11 protein-coding genes and 1 tRNA gene are annotated in these 24,126 nt (G+C 41.3%); 2 read left to right on the top strand and 10 right to left on the bottom strand.

Annotated elements, in window-relative coordinates; all coding sequences use genetic code 11:
- Positions 1-67 precede the first annotated feature (67 nt).
- Positions 68-1,006: a D-2-hydroxyacid dehydrogenase gene (locus SALWKB2_RS00060; RefSeq protein ID WP_025329670.1), complete on the top strand. Its 939-nt coding sequence runs from the start codon at positions 68-70 to the stop codon at positions 1,004-1,006.
- Between the two features lie 3 nt (positions 1,007-1,009).
- Here SALWKB2_RS00060 and SALWKB2_RS00055 read toward each other — a convergent pair whose 3' ends face one another.
- From SALWKB2_RS00055 to SALWKB2_RS00010, 10 genes are all read right to left on the bottom strand, one after another.
- On the bottom strand, positions 1,010-2,197 hold the full coding sequence (locus SALWKB2_RS00055) for a DUF2827 domain-containing protein (RefSeq protein WP_025329669.1): 1,188 nt from the start codon (positions 2,195-2,197) through the stop codon (positions 1,010-1,012).
- 77 nt (positions 2,198-2,274) lie between these two features.
- Positions 2,275-3,405, bottom strand: coding sequence for a DUF2827 domain-containing protein (locus tag SALWKB2_RS00050; protein WP_025329668.1), 1,131 nt, complete (start codon positions 3,403-3,405; stop codon positions 2,275-2,277).
- A gap of 3 nt (positions 3,406-3,408) precedes the next feature.
- Positions 3,409-4,554: a DUF2827 domain-containing protein gene (locus SALWKB2_RS00045; protein ID WP_025329667.1), complete on the bottom strand. Its 1,146-nt coding sequence runs from the start codon at positions 4,552-4,554 to the stop codon at positions 3,409-3,411.
- Between the two features lie 96 nt (positions 4,555-4,650).
- Positions 4,651-15,429, bottom strand: a complete 10,779-nt coding sequence (locus SALWKB2_RS00040) for an ESPR-type extended signal peptide-containing protein (protein ID WP_025329666.1) — start codon at positions 15,427-15,429, stop codon at positions 4,651-4,653.
- A 951-nt stretch (positions 15,430-16,380) separates the two neighbouring features.
- Positions 16,381-16,454 (bottom strand) — tRNA-Gly (locus SALWKB2_RS00035).
- A gap of 876 nt (positions 16,455-17,330) precedes the next feature.
- Entirely contained in the window at positions 17,331-18,611 is a 1,281-nt protein-coding gene (purD, locus tag SALWKB2_RS00030) for a phosphoribosylamine--glycine ligase (protein WP_025329665.1), read from the bottom strand.
- 73 nt (positions 18,612-18,684) lie between these two features.
- Complete coding sequence (locus SALWKB2_RS00025) at positions 18,685-19,293, bottom strand: IMPACT family protein (RefSeq protein WP_025329664.1); 609 nt, start codon at positions 19,291-19,293, stop codon at positions 18,685-18,687.
- Positions 19,290-20,342, bottom strand: coding sequence for a threonine aldolase family protein (locus SALWKB2_RS00020; protein ID WP_025329663.1), 1,053 nt, complete (start codon positions 20,340-20,342; stop codon positions 19,290-19,292). Before SALWKB2_RS00020 ends, SALWKB2_RS00025 begins: the two co-directional genes overlap by 4 nt.
- A 177-nt stretch (positions 20,343-20,519) precedes the next feature.
- Positions 20,520-21,464: an electron transfer flavoprotein subunit alpha/FixB family protein gene (locus SALWKB2_RS00015; RefSeq protein WP_025329662.1), complete on the bottom strand. Its 945-nt coding sequence runs from the start codon at positions 21,462-21,464 to the stop codon at positions 20,520-20,522.
- 11 nt (positions 21,465-21,475) lie between these two features.
- Entirely contained in the window at positions 21,476-22,225 is a 750-nt protein-coding gene (locus tag SALWKB2_RS00010) for an electron transfer flavoprotein subunit beta/FixA family protein (RefSeq protein ID WP_025329661.1), read from the bottom strand.
- Between the two features lie 909 nt (positions 22,226-23,134).
- On the opposite strand from SALWKB2_RS00010, the gene tsaA reads away from it, so the two are divergent.
- A complete protein-coding gene (gene tsaA, locus SALWKB2_RS00005; protein WP_025329660.1) occupies positions 23,135-23,854 on the top strand; it encodes a tRNA (N6-threonylcarbamoyladenosine(37)-N6)-methyltransferase TrmO in 720 nt (239 codons plus the stop codon).
- Positions 23,855-24,126 lie beyond the last annotated feature (272 nt).

The raw sequence follows: 24,126 nt of genomic DNA, 5'->3' as shown, positions 1-24,126 counted from the left end.
GTAACACAGACACTCAACCCATGCATGTTATTGTCCATAGCAGGCTTTTCAATTAACAGGAGATAATATGACTACCAGCGAAATCGTTTTTCTGGACCGTGCAACCCTGCCCGAATATCCGTTTAACTTCAAATTTCCTCATCACATTACCAGCTATAGCCATACCAGCCCGGATGAAGTAGCCGACCGGATTGCTCAGGCAAATATTGTTATATCCAATAAAGTGCGAATTAATGCTGAAGCTATTCGCAATAGTCCACGATTACAATTAATTGCGGTGCCGGCTACCGGTCTGGATCACATTGACCGGCAGACGGCACAACAACACAATGTCGGTATTCGTAATGTTCGTGGTTATGGAAACGATACGGTTGCCGAACATGCCATGATGCTGATTCTGGCACTGATGCGCCAGTTACCTGCTTATCAGCGCGATGTCGCTGCCGGCTTATGGGAAAACAGCCCTTTTTTCTGCCATTTCGGTGCACCTATACATGATTTGAACGGCAAAACACTGGGAATTTTCGGGAAGGGCGGTATCGGACAGGCTTTAGCTGCACGGGCGCAGGCATTCGGAATGCATGTTCTCTGGGGAGAACACAAAAACGCCAGCAGTTGCCGGGATGGCTATACCCCATTTACCCAGCTATTACAACAAGCTGATGTGGTTTCCCTGCATTGCCCGCTGAATGAACAAACCCGCAATATGATTGATGAAGCGGAATTAAAAATGATGAAGCCACAAGCCGTACTGATTAATGTCGGACGAGGTGGTCTGGTTGCAGAACAGCCACTGGTTGCGGCTTTGAAATATGGTCAGTTAGGCGGAGCAGGCGTAGATGTACTTAGCGAAGAACCACCGGTACATGGCAATCCGTTACTACGTGCTCACCTGCCTAACCTGATTATTACCCCGCATATAGCATGGGGCAGCGAAGAAGCCATACAGCGTATCTGTAGCATGCTGGAGGATAATATCAATACGTTTATGCAGGAAAATGCATAGGTATTAGCGAATTGGTCTGGCCATCAGTTCTGTCAGCAAGGCAGAATAGCTGGCCACCAAATCAGTATTATTCGGCAGGAAACGGGCAATCTGCTGTCGCTGGTCATATACGTAATGAGCAGCATTATAGGCATGGTCACTCATGGCGGCAAACAACTGTTTAGCACCTTCTTCCACGTTATTACCCTGATAATAATAGCCCAGATCTGAAATCAGTTCAGCATTATGAATCAAAGGGTAGCCCTGCCAGCACACTTCAAGATAAAAGTAATTAAGCGGATTTTCCCACTGGTGCGATATCACTGCATCCGTATTGGTTGCCAGAAATGTAGGCGTATCATAACGACCCAGAAATACTGACTTGCGATTTTTCACAATATCCAGCTGATTCATCAGCGCAATGAATTCCATGGATTTCTGAGCCATCGGTAAAGTATTACAAACCTGAAGAATATTAATGGCTTCAGGTTCAGTACGATAGGCCATTTCAGCAATCAGAATCGGATACAGGCAGAATTTAACCACATCTATATTCGGTTCCATTATCGACAAACGCCAGCCCTTACGGGATGTCGGAACCTGCCATAAACCCTGAAAAGGCATAGCGGCGGTTTTCTGAATCAGAAATACCGGACTCCACACAAAGGGTACAACACGCGCGTCATGGCGACGGAATACTTCAAAATATGCCTGACTGCAGTTTGCAACCTGCGGAATCATCCAGATATCATCATAGCGCTGATTAATAAACAGATTGGCGCCACCCATATTACGGGAAAACAAAATCGATTCCATCATATGGATATATTCAAAACCGCAGCAATAAGAAATCAGGCGCACACCCCGATCTTTGATATAGGCCGTTTGCTCCGCGCTAATCTGCCCGCCCAGCTCGATCAATACATCTATCTGATCCTTGGCCTCAAGAAAGCTTTTGGTCGGCCATATCTCCAAATCCCATGGCAAGCTTGATGTAACCGGTACGTCAGTTGTGTTTACCAGTACTACAGAATCTACATTAGGACAATTCTTCAATGCATCAGCAAGAAAAACAGCATTCTGTTTAATACCATTATTCCACAGAGTCTCCTTAGGATGACTCAGACCAATAGTAATCCCGATACGCAAGCGTGTGGGTGCAGCATCCTGACCATGGCTGGTAATTAAATTTGGATTATTAGATAAGTTCATAATTTCAATCGAAATGTTTTATTGCTGGCTGGTTTTATGCATACATTATACTAAAGAGTTGGCAAATTTAGTGTAATCTATGCCTTAAATAAAGATTCCAATGCCTCTGTATAACAGCGCACATTGTTTTCTGCTTCCGGATCAAGTGTTGCCAAAAAGGCTTTTGCACGTTCACGGTAACCGGCAAGAATTTCATCATGCATTTTATATGCTTCTGCCAGTTTCTGCCCGCCTTCTTCGCAATCAAATTCATGATAACGGTATCCGCAATCGCCAATCAGATGCGAATTGTGGATTAGCGGGTAACCGCCATACAAAGCTTCATAATAAAGATAGTTTTGTGCATTTTCCCACTGATGGCAGACAATTGCGTCACAATAGCGCGATACAACCTGCCAGATCGGATAACGGCCTTCAAACGATGTCAGACCGTGACGAATAATATTCAGACTCTGGGCAAACAGATTAAAAGCATTCTGCTCTTTCAGATTCATGGTATTACAGGCATAGATATGCTCAATAAAATCCGGATTCAGCCGATGTGCATTTTCGCAGACCAGCATAGGTATATAACTGGTTTTTACCATACACATATTTGGCTCAAACAAACCAATACGCCAGCGTCTGCGGCCGGGCTGATACTCAAATTTTTCACCTTCCGGCAGTTTTTCACAAGCCTTATTCAGAATAACCGGACTCCACAAATGCGGCATAATTCTTACCGGAGTACGGAAAGTACTGGCAAAATAGGGCATACAGGTTTTCTCGTACTCAGGTAATGTCCATACCTCATCATACGGGGCACCTGTAATCAGTAATGCAGATGGCTTATCAAACAGCATGCGTTCAATATCAATTACATAGTCATTACCTACCCGCATACTGACTACTCTGCCGCCCTGAGCCTTGAAACTTATCATCCATTCCTTGGCTAGCTGAGCGCTCATTTCAATCATGACGTCCAGCTCGTTCAGAGCACTGGCCATGTCAATTACCGGTACTGGTGAATCCTTCAGAAAATTCATCGCATCCTGCATATCACCGTCACCGGAACCGGCAACCAGTACTACATTACTGACAACCGGTGATTTCTGTAACAGCATTGCCAGAAACAGACAATTCTGAAATATGCCGTTTTCCCAAAGCGACTGTGCTCCTTTACGCACATAAATCGAAACACCTACACGAAGTGAAGACACCGACGACATGAGTTAATTCCTTAATAATTCTGGACGATCAGCACACAGATTAGACAACAGCTGCACATGAGCGGCGATATTGGCTTCAGTGAGAGGTGAAGTAGCTTTAAATAATGCCTGAGAAGCCTGACGCTGACTGCCCAGATTTTCTTCATGATGCTGCCAGGCAAAAATTAACTGTCTGCCCGCCTCTGCAGCATTAAAATCCGGATAATAATAGCCGGCACCAAACTCTTTTAACCATGGTGAATTATGAATCAAAGGATAATCACCATACAGTGCATCCAGATACAAATAATTCTGATCATTGCACCATTGATGCGAAACCACTGCATTAGCATGCTGTGCCATAAAACCGGCAATATCATGGCGGCCATAAAAACAGGCTTTATGATCTTTTACCAGATTCAGTGAGTTGGCCAGATACAGCATCGTCAGATGATCTTTCATGTGCAGCGTATTGAGCACATGCATCATACCTATTGACTGTGGCTCTGCCCGGTAGGCCTCATCACAGGCCAGCATCGGAATGGATGAAGTTTTCACAACTGAAATATTGGGCTCGAAAATAGCCACATTCAACGGTGTTTTAACACCATCCTGCAGATTGCCGCGCCAGCCAAAATAGAAACCGTGCTCACTAATTTCCTGTTTGCGGCGGGATATAAACATCGGATCCCACAGATAGGGCGTAACATGTACCGGACAACGATACATTGTCCGCAACATCGGAATATAGTCCTTATCTTTAGGTAAAACCCATACTTCATCAGAACGATCTACGGGCGGAAAACTGGTTGGTTTTTCAAAAACATTGAATTCTGCCAGACCTACATAAGGCTGACCAACACAATAAAATACCACTTTTTTACCACGTGCCCGCTGCAAAGCCAGCCATTGCGGATTTAATGCACCGGCCAGTTCTATAATGACATCAAAAGCATCTTCAGCTTCCTGTTCCGACAACAGTCGCAAGTCAAACAGACTTAAATCAATTTGTTCGGCCATTCCCGGCTGCCCGCCCACATTAATCAGATCGACTGATTTAACAAACGGGATAGCCTTCAGGCTCTGAACCAAAAATATAATATTCTGACTCATACCATTTTCCCAGATATTCTGGTTGGCATGAGTAATAACAGAGATACCGATGCGCATATTAATCCGTATTTTAGTAAAAATGTAATTACTGATAAACAAATAAGACTTCCGGACTTCCACGGGAAGACCAGAAGTCTGCTTAATCAGGTTTTCTTACCACTTAAAGCCAAGTACAGAATTAACTGCGACCTCTTTACCTGTTGTGGAAACACCTGCACCCCATGTTATTTTGCCGTTTTTACTTGCTGCCTTATAGTTTACACCAATAGCACCATAGCCACGATATGCACCGACACCAACACCAACGGTCTGTTCACCACCATTCAGGGAAGGCAGATAAGCACCGGACAAGGCCATGGCCATTGCCGTTCCTGAATATGCACGGCGCTCAACACGGTGAACATTATCATTTATCTGGTTAACATATTCATTTATTCTGCTAACCTGATTATCAACACCTTTAAGCTGAGCCACGTTTACTGCATCAGTATCAGCCGTACCTGCTGCAACTCCGGTTATCTGACGATATATATCTTTCGATGCATCACCTACAGATACCGCACCTTCCGTACTCTTCGTTGCCCGGATCGCTGCTGCCTGCTGTGACGTTGCCGTTACCGGAATATAGCTTTCTATTCCGGCTGCCGTATTCGCTACTGAACCCGCACCAAGTGCTACGCCTCCGGTCTGTGTTACCTTAGCCTGACTACCCAGTGCCACAGCATTGGCTGACGGAGCACTTGCAGAATCACCGATTGCAACTGCCGATGTTCCGCTGGCCATAGCTGCTCCGCCTACTGCGATAGAATCAGCACCCTGTGCAACTGAGGTTGCTTTTGCAGAATTACTTTTCACAAACTTAGTACCGTAATTCCTCAAATTTGCCAGTGCATCATCTACATTATCTGCCGATACCACACCTCCTGTCGGTGTAATACTATCGTATTTTGGCGGCTCAATACTGTTTGCACTCGGCTGGTAGGAAGTACCCAGACTAGACGCTGCGGTAGAAATCTGATTGGCTATACCTGTACTGATTGCCGTTGACAGACTGGCCAGTTCAGCATCTGAAACATTCCCCGTCGGCAGAGCATCTACTTTAGTTGACAGAGTACTCAGGCTGCTTTGTACCGTCCACAACTGACCGGCATTAACCGCATCAAGAGAACCTTGAGCTATATTACCGGCTGCAATATTGGTAATCCGCTGTGCAGTACCATTATAACCAGCATCATAAAACCCTGTATTGTGACCTGTACCATCATCTTTCCATTGCAATGCATTTTTGGTCAGATTAGCTACGTTAGTAATAACATTACTTGTTGATAATTCATCCAGAGTTTTGTTTAATGAATTCACTATATCCGATGTAGATGTTGACAGAGCAGACAGATCGGTTTGCACTGTGTAAAGCTGTCCGCCGGTTACTGCTTCATGCGAACCCGCTGCAATCTCACCATCTTTCACGTTATAGATCTTACCTAAACCTGGATCACGGGTCAGATTGTTTGGTCTTCCTGCATCAAATCCGCCTTTATCATCATTCCATTTCAGTACTTTCTCTTTCAGATCTGTCACATCGTTCTGAGTTGTACTTGCAACAGTTGATAAGCTGCTCAGACTGCTGCTGGTGATGTTTGTCAGCTGTTGCAGATTGTCTGTTGCCGTACTCAGGCTGTGTGACAGACTTTCATAGCCGGTAGACAGGGAGCTGCTTATAGTGCTGATTCCATTAATAACAGTGGATGAAACTACTGTCGACAGACTGCTCAGCCCTGTTGATGTTGAGCCGGACAGACTGAATAGCTGACCACCATTTACTGCATCTGTAGAATCAGCTGCTATTCTGCCTGCTGCTACATTGGTAATCCGCTGCGCTATACCATTATGGCCGGCATCATAAGCAGTCAGTGTGCTGTTCCACTGCAATGCATTCTGCTGCAAGGTAGTCAGATTCTGATTCGTACTGTTCAGACTGGCTGTCAGATTGTTCAGACCGGTAGTCGTAGACTCTGACAAACTGCTCAGACCGGTGCTGACACTGTTCAGTCCTGTATGAGTTTCTGTGGACAGTGACTCCAGACTTCTATTTACATTATCCAGAGAAGATGAGGTAACACTGCTCAGGCTGCTCAGACCAGTACTGATGCTGCCCAGACCTGTCTGAGTCAGCGTTGACAGTCTGAACATCTGCGTACCGTTAATAACATCAGATGAAGTTGCACTGATATCTCCGGCAGCTATACCAGTCAGTTTCTGCTCTTTATCTTCGCGTCTTGCATCAAAATCACCGCTTACCCGGTTTCTTTGCAATGCATCTTTCTGCAGATTGCCTACATTAATATTAGTTTTATCCAGACTGGTTGACAGACTAGTCACATTTTTATTCACAGTGTTCAGATTATCACCAGTAATAGTAGACAAACTGCTTAACTGATCGTTGGTTACTGTGCTCAGACTGGTTGACAGACTGTTCAGCCCTGTTGATGTTGAACCTGACAGGTTAAAGAACTGGCTGCCGTTCACTGCATCAGTAGAATCAACTGCTATTCTGCCTGCCGCAACGTTAGTAATTTTCTGTACAGTATTACTTCTACCGGCATCATACGCAGTGCCATTCCACTGCAATGCATTCTGCTGCAAGGTAGTCAGATTCTGATTCGTACTGTTCAGACTGGCTGTCAGATTGTTCAGACCGGTAGTCGTAGACTCTGACAAACTGCTCAGACCGGTGCTGACACTGTTCAGTCCTGTATGAGTTTCTGTGGACAGTGACTCCAGACTTCTATTTACATTATTCAGAGCAGATGAGGTAACACTGCTCAGGCTGCTCAGACCAGTACTGCTGCTGCTCAGACCTGTCTGAGTCAGCGTTGACAGACTGTACATCTGCGCACCGTTAACCGCATCACTTGATGTAGGGCTGATGTCCCCGCCGGCTATTCCGGTCAGTGTCTGCGCACGACCGCCACGGGTTGCATCATAGGCACTAATTGTACTGTTCCATTGCAATGCATCTTTCTGCAGATTGCCTACATTAGTATTAGTATCATTCAGACTGGATGACAGACTGGACACGTTTTGATTCACAGTGTTCAGATTATCACCAATAATAGTAGACAGACTGCCTAACTGATTGTCGGTTACTTTACTCAGATTGGTTGACAGACTGCTCAGTCCTGTTGATGCTGAGCTGGACAGACTGAATAGCTGACCACCGTTTACTGCATCTGTAGAATCCAATGCTATATTGCCTGCTGCTACATTGGTAATCCGCTGCGCCGTACCATTATGACCGGCATCATAAGCAGTCAGTGTGCTGTTCCACTGCAATGCATTCTGCTGCAAGGTAGTCAGATTCTGATTCGCACTGCTCAGACTGGCTGACAGATTGTTCAGACCGGTAGTCGCAGACTCTGACAAACTGCTCAGACCGGTGCTGACACTGTTCAGTCCTGCTACAGTTACCGTAGACAGACTATACAGCTGTCCGCCGTTAACCGCTTCTGTGGATACTGCACTCACTGCTCCTGCTGCCACACCACTCAGAACTTTGGCACTGCCGTTTCGGCTGGCATCATAAACACCTTTGTCTGCGTTCCACTGCAAGGCATTAGTCTGCAATGCGGATACGCTGCTGCTGGTATCTTTCAGACCTTTGTCCAGAGCCTGCAGGCTGTTAGCTGTAGAAGTAGTCAGTGTGTCCAGACTGGTGCTAATGCTCTGTATACTGCCTGAAGTACTGGATGACAGCTGAGTCAGTCCATCGTTGGTGCTCTTCAAACTGTCTTTCAGATTTTTCAGGTCTGTGTTTGTTGCTGTGGACAGTGAACCTAAACCTAAATTGGTTTTATTCAGATTTTCAGTCAGTTTATTGACACTGTCAGCAGTACCGGTTGACAAACTGTACATCTGTGCACCGTTAACTGCATCGGTAGAATTTGCCGCTATCGAACCTGCTGCTACCTGTGTAATCTTCTGAGCATTACCGGTACCATGATCAGCCTTGTAATTACCGTTTACTTTATCCCATTGCAGTGCATCAGTCTGCAATGCAGTAACCTTTTCAGTAACAGTATTCAGTCCGGTTGACAAACTGGATACGTTTTGATTCACAGTGCTCAGACTATTACTAATAATAGTAGACAGACTGTTTAACTGATTGTTGGTTACTGTGCTCAGACTGGTTGACAGATTGTTCAGCCCTGTTGATGCTGAGCCGGACAGTTGGAAGAACTGGCTGCCATTAATAGCATCGCTTGAATCCGGCGCTACATTACCGGCAGCTACGTTGGTAATTCTTTGTGCATTACCAGTTCCATGATTTGCACTATACGCACCGGCTTCTTCATTCCATTGCAGTGCATTCTGCTTGAGTGTATTTACACCCTTGTTAACAGTATTTAATGAATTAGTTAATTCTTCAGCAGATTCTGCAATATTTGAAGTCAGGTTATTCAGATTATTATCAAATTCTGTAGACAGCTTATTGATACTATTGTCTATACTGTCAGACTGAGCGCTCAGGCTTGTATTTATACCGTCAGCCAGATTCGACACAGTAGTTGAATTACCAGTGGACAAGCTGTCTAAACTTAGCGAAGTACTAGTGGAAAATTCATTGAAATTGTTCGAAATATCTTTTGATAACGTATTATATTGACTAGAAAGTGAAGCAGAGGAACTATCTACTGAATCTTGTATTGTACTTAAACTTAAATTCATTGAGGAGGCTACGTTGACCAGGTTATCTTTAGACACCGTGGACAGGCTAAACAGTTGAGCACCAGTAATAGCATCTGACGAATTTAATTCTACCCGACCATCGGCAACCTGAGTAATTTTTGCCGGTTTGCCAGTTACAGAACTTGCATCATATGCAGAAATACTCTTGTTCCATTGTAACGCATTCTGTTGTAATTTACTTACTTCTCCATCAATACTGGCAACACTGCTAGAAAGGCTTCCAACACCTTTATCAATTAAACTGTTTAATGTAGTTGAAAAACTATCAAAACTAGTACTGAAACTATAACTCAGTGCATCCAAATGGCTGCCGGTTGTATATAACTGATCGCCGGTAATGGCATCGGTTGAACCGGCATATACATCACCTTTACCAGCATTCTTGATAAAATTTTTATCATTTTCTTTGCCATGGCTGGCATCATATGAACCATCTTTCCACTGTAATGCATTTTCACTGAGAACAGCGAGATCACTGTCAGCCGAGCTTAGTACTGAAGAGGTAATTGAAGAGAGACTTGTAATATCACTTTCAATGTGGTCTCTGCTCTGCTCCAGAGCAGACAAATTGGAAGTGGTTAAATTATTCAGTGAGTCAGATAAACTACTGATACCAGAACTCAAACTATCAGATACACCTGTCAGTTTGCTTTCCAGAACGGTAATATTACTTTGGGTACCGAATAGCTGTGCACCCGTTACCGCGTCTGATGAATCTTCTTTCAGACTACCTGCTGCCACATGAGTAATGATGTTTTTATCATCTTTTGTACCATGATGGGCATTATAAGCACTATCTTTCCATTGCAAAGCATTATCCTGCAAATTGGAAATACCAGTATTAATACTGTTCAGATCGGTTTCAGTAGTTGTAGACAAACTTGACAGACTGCCAGCAGTTTTTTCAAGTTTTTCAGTTAAAGCAGCTATATTTTTATCAAAAATATCATGGGAACTGGTTAAACGGGTTACACCGTCATCTACTTCTTTTTTCAGATCACTGATAGCTACATTAGTATTATAGAGCTGATTACCTGTGACTGCATCTTTTGATCCTTTTGCAAGCAGACCATCGGCAACATTGGTAATATTTTTCTTTTCACTTTCAGCACCATAGCCGGCATTATAGGCATTGCCTTTCCACTGCAATGCATTCTGTTTCAGATCTGAAATACCATCATTTATATTACCCAGAGCTAGTGCAGCTGATGAAGACAGACTTTCAAGACCGGAAAAAGAAGAATTGCCCAGAGCTGTAGATAAGCTGTTTAAACTGTTTTGAGTTGCACTTTGATAATCTTTTACTTTATCGTCAAATGATGTAGAAAGCGAATTTAGCTTCGTATTAGTAGTAAACAACTGAGCACCAACTACTGCATCATGTGAATTTTTCTGCAAATCACCTTTTGCTACATTAGTAATGGCTCCTTTACTATTTTCAACAGAGGCATCATAAGCACTACCGTTCCATAGTAATGCATTTTGCTTTATCTTTGAAAGACTGGTATTAATATTATTTAAACCGGAATTAATACTTGTAGAGAAAGAATCTTTCCGGGTAATCAGGTCTTTTTCCCAGTCAGATGAATATTGATCCACGATAGAAGAAATGGAACCGGATAATTTCTGCAGACTGGTACTAAGACCGTCAGATAAAGTTTTAATACTGGTATTGGTTCTGGCTAACTGATCACCTATTACTGCATCGGTTGATTTATCATATAAGTTACCCTGATCCACATTGGTGATTTTGTTTTTACCGCCTACCTGACCATGACTGGCATCATAAGAACTACCGTTCCATTGCAGCGCAGTCTGTTTCAAGTCTTCAATACCAGAATCTACTGACTGTATATTAGAATTTATATCACTGCCCAGTTTATTGATACCTGTAGCAATAGAATTGCCCAGAATAGTCTTTTGATTATTCAGATTATCGTTAATGCTATTGGATTTCTTATCCAGATCATTAACTGATGATGTACTCAGCGTTGCGATATTAGATTTAGTTGTAAATAACTGTTTACCGGTTACAGCATCCGTTGAACCGGAAACCAATCTGCCCTCAGCAACATTGGTAATTTTTTCCGCTCCAGCAGACGTATTATGACTGGCATCATAAGCTCCGGCTTTGTCATTCCATAGTAACAGATTCTGTTTTAATCCCGCTATTTCCTGATTAACTCCATTCAGACCATTCGTAATTTCACTTTCCAGTTTTTTGATTGAATCTGCAGATAAGCCTTGTAAGTCTGCATATACTTTATTAATACTTTTATCTCTGGAAGTAATGAAACGGCTGACCTGACTACCTGTTAATGCATCAGTTGAACCCGGGGCAAGATTACCATCAAGAGCAGAAACGTTGGTAATTTTCTGATTTCCTTTAATATCATGGGTAGCACTGTATCCATTATCTTTGTCCCACAGTAAAGCATTACTCTGCAAAGAACTGATACTTGTATTAATACCATTTACCAAGTCCGTCCTTGTTTTTTCGGTATTTTCAGAGTACTGATCTAACGAGTTGGAAAATGCTTTAAATCCGGCATTAGTTGAAGTAATTAAGCTACTCAGAGAAAAATTCGTTGAAGACAGCTGCTTTCCAACAACAGCATCTGTTGAGGCACTATTCAGCGCAGCTTCAGCCACACCGGTAATTTTCTGTTTTATTTCAGCACGTTCAGCATTAAATTTGTTTCCGTCAAGCGTCAACATCTGTTGCTGTAATAATGAGATACTCTTATTAATCCCATCAACAGAACTCAGCGCATTTGTCGAAAGTGTACTTACTTTGTCAGTTATAGCAGTATCCAGATTATAATACTGTCCGCCGGTTACCGCATCGGTTGAATCCGGACTGGTAATATTGCCTTCAAGAACATTAGTAATTTTCTGCCTGCCATCTGTAGTACTATCTGTATTACCATGCTTTGCACTGTAAGCTTTAGCAATATCGTCCCATTGCAGTGCATTAGCCTGCAGAGAAGAAACTTTATCTCTGTTTACATTCAGACTTGCTGATAAGTCACTCAGGCTCGCACTAACTGACACAGATATTGAACCGGATAAGCTGCTGAAATTAGTGTTAACAGCAGTGGACAGACTGTCAATCCTGGAATTGGTGGTATATAACTGACCACCATTAACCATATCCATTGAATTCTGACTCAGGTCTGCCGGAGCAACACCGGTTATTTTTTGAGCCAGATTATCACGCGTGGCATGGAACATCTCATCTGCGCCGTATAATATTGTACTTTCCTGCAAATTACTGATTGCAGTAGAGGCAGAAGAAGATAATACCTGCAGATTATTACTTAAAGTTTGTAAACTATTAGTAGTGACTGTTGATAATGATTCCAGTTTTCCATTTATTATACCGGATAAAGTACTAAGACTACTGCTGGCTGAAGTCGAAATACTGCTGCGCTGTTCAGAAAGAGTATTCCATCCGGCAGAAATAGATGAAGACAGATTTATCAGTTTAGTATTTGTAGTATATAGTTGTCCTCCGGTTATTGCATCGTCAGAATTTTCACTTATATCACCTGCTTCTGCATTACTGATTTTTTGCGGAGTCTTGTTAGTATCTTCCTGATATTTACCTGCGGTTGCATTAAACAAAAGAGCATTACGTGTTATGCGGCTCAAACCTGTTGAAATAGAAGTAGTCAGAGTATCCAGCTTAGTATTAGTGTCCGATATTTGCAAATCTGTATCTAATGCCAGTTTATCAATCTGAATATCATTATTGGTAGTACTAGTCTTCACATCATTAGTTACTTTAGTAACTAATGAGTTAACTTCACTTAATTGTCCGCCGGTTACAGCATCTGAGGAACTTGCACTTTCTGCATCACCTCTGGCAACACCGGTTATTTTTGTTTCATCTTTAGATTTAAAAGTTTTACTTTTATCAGGTTCTTCAGTCCACTCAAGTATAACCGATCTTAAATTGCTGATATCTTTAGAAAGAGACTGATTAAAATCAGTCATCTGAGCATCTATTTTCGGTGCTTTATCACTTGTAGTCGATGAAACTTCATCAGCTCCGGAGTTAAGTTTAGTAACACCATCGCTTATACTTGATGATAACAGACTGATCTGAGAATTAGTTTTGTTTAAAAGACCACCATTAATCAAATATGTAGATCCGTCAGTAACTACAGAATCATCTGCTTCCACATTGATTATTTTATTTTGAGTTCTCCCATCATCAGAACCAACATTATAAAAACCTCCGAGATTATCATCTTTCTTATACTGTAAAGTATTCTGCTGTAATAACTTGATACCGTCAGAAGTTGACAGACTTAAATCAGCAATATTTTTATCCAGTCTGTTGAGTTGTCCATTCTCTCCTAATGCCGTCACCGAGAGAGAATTGATCTTTGAATTCAGATCCGTTAGTTTACTATCTACTGAAGTTGAAAGGGTATCGATTGAATTGCCAACAGAAACCAGATTATTATTAAAAGTTTCTGATTCGGTATTCAAACTGCTTAAGGCATAAGAATGTAAACTCTTCAACTGAGCAACATTGACTGCATCAGTATAGTCAGAACCGGCGGCTACACCTGTTATCTGCCGGGTAATGTTCTTATCATCAGAGGTATTAGAGGTATTTCCTACTGCTACTGCACCGGTAGTGCTTTTCCATGTATTTGCACCAGTAACCTTGCTTTGCCATGCGCTATCAGCAGATGCATTTTCATTCGGATTGTAACCGGCAACATTTCCTGCAGTATTTGCAAAAGAATCTTTACCCAGAGCAACAGCTCCGGCTTCTGTAGCTTTGGCACTGTTACCAATAGCAATCGCACTTTCACCACTGACATAGGTACTGTTACCCAGAGCAATAGCATTATCAGCAGTAACAATAGTATTATTACCAATTACCGTAGCGCCGTTACCGGGAAGCGGTTTAGTTGCATTGGCAACACCAATCTGATTACTATTACCAATTACATGAACACCATCAAGGGCTTCATAAATTTTATTTTTGTTACCAAATAATGATGTATTGGCGGCAGAAATACCACCAGTATCTGTTGTACCGGTATTTTTATTACCTATAGAAAGTGTGCGGTTACCGGTGATTATGGTATTACCGCCGGACTTACCACTCTGAGTACCGTCTACAGCGGCATAAGTAGAGGCGGTTTCAGAATTGCCTATAGCAATTGACCCTTCACCTGAAACTTTATTACCTGAACCAATACTGATACTTTCTTTCCCGTCTGCAAAGCTGTCATTACCAATAGCAACTGCAGAATCCACAGAAGCCTGAGCATTAACCCCTACAGCAACAGTACCATCGGCTACAGCATTTGACTGTAAACCGAAAGCAACACTTCCAACTCCTGCAGAGTTAGCTACAGAACCTAATGCGACACCGGATACTCCTGCAGCCTGAGAAGAAACACCTATAGCGTTAGATGCCCGACCCGAAGCATATGCTGCTACGCCAAATGCCTGAGCTCCACCGGCCGTAGCAGTAGCATTAGCATTAAATGCTAAGGATTGATTTCCTGTAGTATAAGCATTACAGCCATAAGCAAAAGAACCTATACCAAAAGCCTTTATATATGTGATCGTGTAGCCACCAGTAAGTCGGTTCTGGTATCCAGAACCAGGTGTAAGCTTACCATCCTGATCTTTACCCTGTGTTACTTGCCCTGTACCACTAGCTTGTGTCCAGCTTTCAACCCGTTCGGTTGTACCATAAGGGTTGTAAGAAGTTTTATTATCTGAAAACGCTGTATTCTTTGCAAAGCGTAAATACTCTTCTAAAGCAGAAATAGATTTTGATGCAGCCGCTGAATTACCCTGAGTACTACCCCGGCCGCTTACATTATCAGCACCGCAATAGTCAAAGTCATCACCCTCAATAGCTGTAGTGTTGACATTTTGATAACCATCATAGGCAGAGTTAATGGTAGCTCCCCCCATTAAAGAGTGAGTCCCTGAGCCTGCATAGCTATTAGGTGCCAGTAAAGCAAAATTAACTAGAGATGTCAGTAAACCAGCTTTGAACGCATTACTACAAATTTTACCCAATACAGGCGATTCATTATTTCCACAGGAAACAGTATTTGCCTTAGTTTTACTTTTAGCTAATTCAGAAGCAGCCACCCATGTCTGCGTGGATTCATTCCATATCGCACGATATATTTTATTCAATTGGTTAACTCCTAATTTTTTAAAATCATGCGTTTATCAAAAAACCAAAAAAAATTTAAAAAACGTTAAAATTAAAGTTAAATTATTAAGTAATATAACATAAATATTTGTATAAATGTGGTAAAACAAACAGGCGTTTCAAAGAAGATTATTTGAAGCTGAATAAAATATTTTTAAAAATTTTTTTTATAAAAACAGTAGATTATATATAATCTTTTTATAAAATTTTGCGATTATAAGGGATAAATACTATTTATTTACCTATTATTAAATGTATTATAAAAGCCACAACAGGATATTAAAATAAATTTTACTTATTGATAATTCTTGTAAATAAGATTGGAGCATTATTGCTTAATTTGTTTAGAAAAATAAGATAAAAAGCTTAAATTAAATTTTGACAGATTTTGTATCATTTATCAGTATTTTTGCAGATACTGAATATTCTATTGGTATTTTATGAAATTATTTAACTACATAATGTAGAATTATAGCGGTATATCTGAATTTTAAATATTCCGTTTATATTTTCTGTAATAGTAAGAATCAAATTTATTAAAAATAATAAAAATTTACATTAAAATTATGAATAATAAATCAGTAAGTATTAATAGCAGTAGTTTAGAAGTTTAAATTATATATCCAATTTGTTCGTATCTCTATAGGCATAAAAAACTATAAATGCAGACAAATAAAAGTGTCAATTTTATAAATTGTGTATAAGTCTGTGGATATCATTTAACAGATAAAATAAATATCAGTTACAAAAATTGCCATTTTGTAAATCGAAACTGATTATGGAAGCATGACTATTACAAATCAAACAAAAATAATATCCCGAACAAAAAAAAGTAATTAAAAAATTCAGTTTTTCAAACTATAAGCTTTAAAAACTAAACTGTTAATAAGTATTTTATTTATCTTAATTAGTTAAAATAACAGTTAGTCTACTGGAGCGGATAACGGGATTCGAACCCGCCCGAACTGCTTGGGAAGCAGTTATGCTACCACTACATCATATCCGCCCAAAAAACGCTTATTGTAAGTAGGTAATGTTACCGAGAAGTTATTTTATTTATTATAATCTTATTAGTACCAAACAACCAGATATCACTTCTATCCGGTTTAGAAATTCAGGATTAAGTACAGCTATACTTAGCACTGCATATTCAATATCCGGTTAATTTACTGAGAATTGCAATAAATTATTTTCTCTGGCTGTTAAATTTTTGCCTGATTTAAAATTTACTGATTACTGATAGTTAACATCTTTGCCGGGAAAAATTTCAGCATATTTTTAAACAAAATAGATGATAAACAAGCCGGAATACAAAAACAGTTATTTTTAGCCGGAAACCCGGTGACTGTGGATAAATACTGGATAAATGACTATGTGCAGACACTATAGTATTGATGACGTTTATCCTTTTCTATCATGTCTGTTATTAATAATTGATATCTGAATAAGTCATATTCAATTTTGATTATAATTGCTGATAATACACAGTTAATAAAGAATATTCTGATGCTTAAATCCTCTTATTGAAACCAGTTCAAATTTTCCGCATAAAACAGTTTTATACTGATTCCTCAAAATCATTAATGAATATGCCGATTTATTTTAACTGTTGAGGATGTAATCAATCTACAGACAGCCTTATCCATAACATCATTTTTATATTTATCCACAGAATCAATTCAGTTACAGTTTTATATTCTTATCATTTGCCTGTGCTAAGCTAAAATTGAATATCACCATAATCAAAATTTATCTTAATAATTTGATAGTACATACTATTTGTCTGGTTTAGCCAAAAAATTATGTATTCTGCTCAGCCAGACCAAACAGAATACATAATTAGAATATCTGTTGATAAACGGATAAAATATAAAAATCAGACTTAGTTATCCACAGCTTTTAATGCTTTTGCACCAATATCATGCCGGTATTGCATACCGGCAAATTTTATCGATTCCAGAGCAGTATAAGCTTTGGTTTGTGCAGTTTTGATATCTGCACCTAATCCGACTACACATAATACCCGTCCGCCATGAGTAACCAGTTCATGCCGGGAATTAAACGCTGTACCGGCATGGAAAACTTTTCCGGTTTGATTAGCCTCGGTAATCCCGGAAATTACATCTCCCTTACGCGGATCCTGTGGATAACCAGCCGCCGCCAGTACCACACCAACAGCAGCCTGATCTCGCCATTCAGCGGTCACCGTATCAAGCCGGCTGTCCAGAGCAGCTTCTATCAGCTCCACCAGATCACTTTGTAACCGGCACATAATCGGCTGAGTTTCCGGATCACCAAACCGGCAGTTAAATTCTATAGTATACGGTGCTCCGCTATCATCTATCATCAAACCGGCATACAGAAAGCCGCGATAAGGATGGCCGTCAGCCTGCATTCCCTTTACTACAGGAAGAATAATTTCATCCATTACCCGCTGATGTACAGCTTCAGTCACTACCGGTGCAGGAGAATAAGCACCCATTCCGCCGGTATTCGGGCCTTTATCGAAATCAAGCAGGCGTTTGTGATCCTGACTGGTAGCCATGGGTAAAACATGCTCACCATCCACCATAACAATAAAGCTGGCTTCTTCTCCCTGTAAAAAATCTTCGATTACCACCCGGCTACCGGCAGCACCCATAGTATTATCCCGCAACATATCATCTACAGCCTGATGAGCTTCGGCCAGTGTCATGGCAACAATCACTCCCTTACCGGCTGCCAGACCATCAGCCTTGATAACAATTGGTGCGCCTTTCTGACTAATATACTGATGAGCAGCTTCAGCATCAGTAAAAGTCTGATAGGCAGCTGTGGGGATACCCGTTCTGGACATAAACGCCTTAGCAAAATCTTTAGAGCTTTCCAGCTGAGCACAATATTGACTCGGACCAAAAACAGCCAGACCAGCGGCAGTAAAATCATCCACAATACCGGCTGCCAGTGGTGCTTCCGGTCCGACTACTGTAAATGCTATTTGCTGTTCACGACAGAAGGCAATCAACTGCTGATGATCAGATACAGCAAGGTTGAGCAGCTTTGGTTCTGTTGCAGTACCGGTATTACCCGGAGCAACATAAACCGTATTTACTTTGGGAGACTGTGCTAAACGCCAGGCCAAAGCGTGTTCCCTTCCACCGCTGCCGATAACCAGTAATTTCATATACCCCTTCTCCAAAATAAGGTGTGTATGCAGCCAGCCGGCTGCATTTTATAGCATTAACTAGTAATAATATTCAGTTATCCAGTTTAACATCAATCATCCGTAGCTTGCGTAAAGATGACAGCCCGCTTTCCAACTGAGCAAGCGGCAGGCGGACAGTCAGACAACACTGCTGCTGCAGATCCTGCTGTATTATCTGTGCCTGCTGCTGCCGGCACCAGCGCATTGCTTCACTCAAATGAGCATAATCACAATAAAGCCATAATTGCCGGCATACATCCAGACAAATTTTATCAGCAGTTTCTATCGCTGCCGCAGTAGCAGATTTATAAGCATGGATCAGCCCGGGCACTCCCAACAAAGTACCACCAAAATAACGTACCACTATCACTACAACGTCAGTGATATTTGCAGAATCAATCTGTCCGAGAATCGGCCTGCCGGCACTCCCGGCAGGTTCTCCATCATCATTGGCACGATAACGGTTACCATCTACGCCCAGACGCCATGCAAAACAGCAATGACGTGCCTTGTGATGCTGTTCCCGCAAAGTTTGCACATACTGGCGAATTTCTGATTCATCCTGCACCGGATAGGCAAAGGCCAGAAAACGGCTGCCCTTATCTTTAAATTCAGCCTGCGCCGGTGCTGCCAGCGTTGTGTATTGATAAATTGTACTCATTTTTCTGCAACAGCCTGCCTGATAGCGGCCGCAAATGCATCAACTTGCTCAGTTGTGGTATCAAAACTGGTCATCCAGCGTACCTCTCCTTTGCTTTCATCCCAGTCATAAAAATGAAACTGCTGATGCAAACGGGCACGAGCATTAGCAGGTAATATTGCAAATATAGCATTTGCCTGAACTTTTTGAGTAACCGATACCTGCTCAATTGCGGTCAGTGATGCAGCCAGCCGCTTTGCCATCAGATTACTGCCGGCGGCCAGATCCAGCCACAGATCGTCTTCCAGCCATGCCAGAAATTGTGCTGAAATAAAACGCATTTTTGCGCCAAGCTGAGCATTAATTTTACGCAGATACGGCATAGCAGCATGAGTATCTGCGCGCATACTGATGATACATTCGCCCTGCAACATACCATTTTTAGTACCGCCCAGATTAAGCATATCCACACCCGTATCGGTAATCATGGTTCTGGCATCAGTATTTTCCGCTACCAGTGCATTCGCCAGCCGTGCTCCATCCAGATAAAGCTGCATATTATGTTTATGACAATATTCGGCCAGATCACGGATTTCAGCCACACTATAACAAGTGCCCAGCTCAGTAGTCTGGCTGATATACACAACTGCCGGCTGAGCACGATGTTCCATTCCAAAACCCCAGGCTTGCCGGGCTACCAGCTGTGGGGTTAATTTACCATCATCAGTAGCAACCGTCAGGAGCTTTACTCCGGCCAGATGTTCAGGCGCCACTCCTTCATCACACTGAATATGTGCGCTCTCCGCACAAATCACCGCACCCCAGCGCGGCAACAATGCCTGTAAAGCGGTAACATTGGCTCCGGTTCCGTTAAATACCGGAAAAGCTTCAGCCTGCTCACCAAATAACTGTTTGATTTTCTGTTGTAGAGTAAGCGTATACACATCAGCACCATAAGCAGGCTGATGTCCGCCATTAGCAATTGCCAGTGCCTCGATGATTTTCGGGTGAACACCTGAATAATTATCTGATGCAAAAGCATAACTCTGATTATCATGTAATCGGTTCATCGTTTTAAGCTGAATTTTTTATAAAAGACATCATAAAATTTGCCTGAATACTGAGTATATTCAGGCAGTTTACCGGCAATCAGTTACAGCAAACCGGATACTTTCTACCCGTTTGTTTTAAGGCTAAACTGTTGAATAATGTTTCACGTGAAACATTATTCAACAACCATCAGCAATTTAATGTCCGAGAGCCTTCAACTGTTCAAGCAGTTCTGGAACAGCAGTATTTAAATCAGCAACCAGCGCATAATCAGCTACGTTAAAAATCGGAGCATCAGCATCTTTATTAATAGCCACAATAACTTTACTGTCTTTCATTCCGGCCAGATGCTGAATGGCTCCTGAAATACCAATAGCAATATATAACTCCGGTGCGACTACCTTCCCTGTCTGCCCTACCTGATAATCGTTCGGAGCATAACCGGCATCCACAGCCGCGCGTGAAGCACCGATAGCTGCATTCAGGGTATCGGCAAGCGGGTTGAGAAGTGCAGCAAAATTTTCAGCACTGCCCAAACCACGTCCGCCACTGACTACCACTTTAGCAGTAGTCAGCTCAGGATGATCTGATTTGGTCAGTTTACGTTCAATAAAACGGCTTAATTCAGGCACAGGAACAGCGGCAACAGATTCAATTGCCGCTTGCCCGCCAGCAGATTCTGCCAGAGCAAATGCGGTAGTCCGGATTGTCAGCAACTGTTTCGATTGTTCACTACGCACTGTTTGCAAAGCATTTCCGGCATAAATCGGGTGAACAAATGTCTGACTGTCGATAATGGCAACAACATCAGAAACAGGAGCACAATCAAGTAAAGCCGCAACACGCGGTAACAAATTTTTACCGAAACAAGTAGCTGCTGCAATAATATAATCATATGAATCAGCAAGTTGCACTACCAGTGGAGCTACTGCTTCCGCCAATACCTGAACATAGTCAGGAGCATCAGCCAGTAATACTTTTCGTACCCCGCTAATTTGCTGTGCCTGGGCAGCGATACCGGCTACATTGTGCCCGGCTATCAGAATATCAATTTCCCCCAGTTGCTGTGCCGCAGATACAGCATGCAAAGTAGCCTCATCCAGACAGGATTGCTGATACTCAGCAATAATCAATACAGACATTAATATCTCCTTTAAATGACTTTTGCTTCGTGATGCAATCTGTCTACCAGCTCGGCCACATTTCCAACCCGGATGCCGGCAGCCCGCTCAGCCGGTTCAGTTACCTTTAACTGTACTAACCGCGGGCTGATATCCACACCCAGCTCAGCTACTGTTTTTTTCTCAAGCGGTTTCTTTTTTGCCTGCATAATATTCGGCAGCTTGATATAGCGAGGTTCATTCAGCCGCAAATCAGTACTGATTACAGCAGGTAATTTCAGCGCCAGCTGTTCCTGTCCGCCGTCAATTTCACGGGTAACCAGCACTTCATCTGCTTTAAGCTCTATTTTGCTGGCAAAAGTACCCTGAGCAAACTGCATTAAAGCGGCAAGCATTTGTGCCGTCTGATTGGCATCATCATCAATTGCCTGCTTACCCAGCAACAATAACTGCGGCTGCTCGGTTTCGGCCACGGCTTTTAATAACTTAGCCACGGCCAGCGGCTCGAGCTTTTCATCTGTTTCAACATGAATGGCACGATCAGCACCCATTGCCAGAGCTGTACGCAAGGTTTCTTCACACTGTTTTACACCTAAAGATACCACCACCACCTCAGTGGCTTTACCGGCCTCCTTTAAACGTACAGCTTCTTCCACAGCTATTTCATCAAACGGATTCATCGACATTTTCACATTGCCAATATCCACATCTGATTCATCAGGTTTAACACGTACTTTCACGTTGTAATCGACAACACGCTTTACCGCTACCAATATTTTCATCTGAACCACCCTTAGATTAATCATAACCGGCAATCATCAGTGATTACCGGTATTCTGATTGCAGATTAACCACCGCAATACAGATAAATCAGCTAATCAGTGTAATTTAATTGCTACTATCAATTTATACTTAACCGGATATAGTAACAGAAATACAGATAAACTGCCGACACTCAGTTGGAAATATCATTTTGCTGTTTAAATATTATTTGTGGATAACTTTATCCGGCCGGTTTTAAAATCACTGTGTACAATAATTTTTAATTCTGTAAAAAATAATCAACAGCTATAAACAGATCAATTCAGCCTAATTTCGGGTATGAAATAAAACCATTGCAACTTAAAATCCGCAATTCAACACAATTATTTTTTATAATATTAAAATCATATAGTTAACCACTCCCCTACTCTGTTATATTTATCCACAGGTAGGTCTTCAGGCTACGAGTCCGGAATACCGGGTTAATAATTTATTCTGGTTGAAAACATGAATCAGACATTTCCATACAAGATTAAAATCCACAGAAATTCACTTATCACTAAAAATTAAATTATCCACAATCATAATGGTCTGTTTATTGTTATTAATAATATTTTTAATTAGAAAATATACTTTTAAACAGCTAATAAATCAGTAATATTGCCAGATAAACAAGCTGTTTCGAATTTATACGGAAATCAGTATAAAACTGTAAATAATAAAAACATATTTATCAACAACTTAAATGATAATATTATGATTCCGTGCATAACTTAAGTAATCGGATATCAAATGAAACTCATTTAATGATTAATTTAAGCAATAATAAAAACAATAAATTAATTATTTTATCCACAATTTATATACAGAGAAATATACTAATTACCGTACAATATACTTGTTTTGATTAATCATATTTTGTACGTTTTATGCCCGCATCTTCTGAAAATTCCGGTCCGCACTGGACAATTCGCCCGATTGGTTACATTAATTCTCCCTATAAACAAAAATTCGGAGTTGCCCGGCAGCCAGGACTGGTACCGGCAGCTCAGGCATATATCGATTTATCCACAGAATTTACTGCTGAATGTGTACGCGGTTTAAGTGATTATGAATATATCTGGGTTCAGTTTATTTTTCATGCCACCATTAAAGACGGCTGGCAACCTCTGATCAGACCGCCAAAATTAGGAGGTAAAGAAAAAAAAGGGGTTTTTGCAACTCGCAGTCCGCACCGACCTAATCATTTAGGTTTATCACTGGTAAAACTAGAGCGAATTGAATGTAATAAACAGATTCGATTGTATGTAAGCGGTGTGGATTTTCTCGATCAGACACCGGTAATTGATATCAAACCCTATATTCCGTTTGTTGAGGCTAAACCTTATGCACATAGCAGTTTTGCACATGAACGCGAATTACTGACAGTTCACTGGTCACAGCATGCATTAAATCAAATGCAATTTTTTTCATTAGATTTTGAATATTTTCAATTAGTTAATCAAAGTCTAGCCCAGGATCCGCGACCGGTGCATCAGCACCATACAGACAAAGTTTTTGTTATGCATCTGGGTAATTTTGATGTTTTATTTCAATTCAGAGATAAAACTGTTGAAGTAACCGGATTACGTGAACATGTCGGAATTTAAAATTATTATTCAAATAAAAATATAAATAATAAATGGATGAAGACAAAGACGAAGCCATACATCCTGTGGAAAAGTGAAAATAATATTAAAAAATCATCTATTTAATTGTAGATAACTTATTATTTGCGGATGAGTATGATTTGTGGATTATGTGGATAACTTTTCTGCTGATGATACTTTCTGTGGATAATTGGCAGAAATAAATTCTGATAGCGATAATTTATCCACTGTTTGGCAAAATTCATTACTTTTACTAGTTAAATTCGTTACCA

This window comes from Snodgrassella alvi wkB2, from assembly GCF_000600005.1.
GTDB classification, from domain to species: Bacteria; Pseudomonadota; Gammaproteobacteria; order Burkholderiales; family Neisseriaceae; genus Snodgrassella; species Snodgrassella alvi.
The sequence above is the reverse complement of the archived record's forward strand: the minus strand, read 5'-3'. Positions and strand labels throughout refer to the sequence as shown.

Coding starts and splice junctions, on each gene's coding strand:
- SALWKB2_RS00050 (WP_025329668.1), bottom strand. CDS start 3,405: ATGTCGTCGGTGTCTTCACTTCGTGTAGGTGTTTCGATTTATGTGCGT.
- SALWKB2_RS00025 (WP_025329664.1), bottom strand. CDS start 19,293: ATGAGTACAATTTATCAATACACAACGCTGGCAGCACCGGCGCAGGCT.
- SALWKB2_RS00045 (WP_025329667.1), bottom strand. CDS start 4,554: ATGCGCATCGGTATCTCTGTTATTACTCATGCCAACCAGAATATCTGG.
- purD (WP_025329665.1), bottom strand. CDS start 18,611: ATGAAATTACTGGTTATCGGCAGCGGTGGAAGGGAACACGCTTTGGCC.
- SALWKB2_RS00055 (WP_025329669.1), bottom strand. CDS start 2,197: ATGAACTTATCTAATAATCCAAATTTAATTACCAGCCATGGTCAGGAT.
- SALWKB2_RS00010 (WP_025329661.1), bottom strand. CDS start 22,225: ATGAAAATATTGGTAGCGGTAAAGCGTGTTGTCGATTACAACGTGAAA.
- SALWKB2_RS00060 (WP_025329670.1), top strand. CDS start 68: ATGACTACCAGCGAAATCGTTTTTCTGGACCGTGCAACCCTGCCCGAA.
- SALWKB2_RS00015 (WP_025329662.1), bottom strand. CDS start 21,464: ATGTCTGTATTGATTATTGCTGAGTATCAGCAATCCTGTCTGGATGAG.
- tsaA (WP_025329660.1), top strand. CDS start 23,135: ATGCCCGCATCTTCTGAAAATTCCGGTCCGCACTGGACAATTCGCCCG.
- SALWKB2_RS00020 (WP_025329663.1), bottom strand. CDS start 20,342: ATGAACCGATTACATGATAATCAGAGTTATGCTTTTGCATCAGATAAT.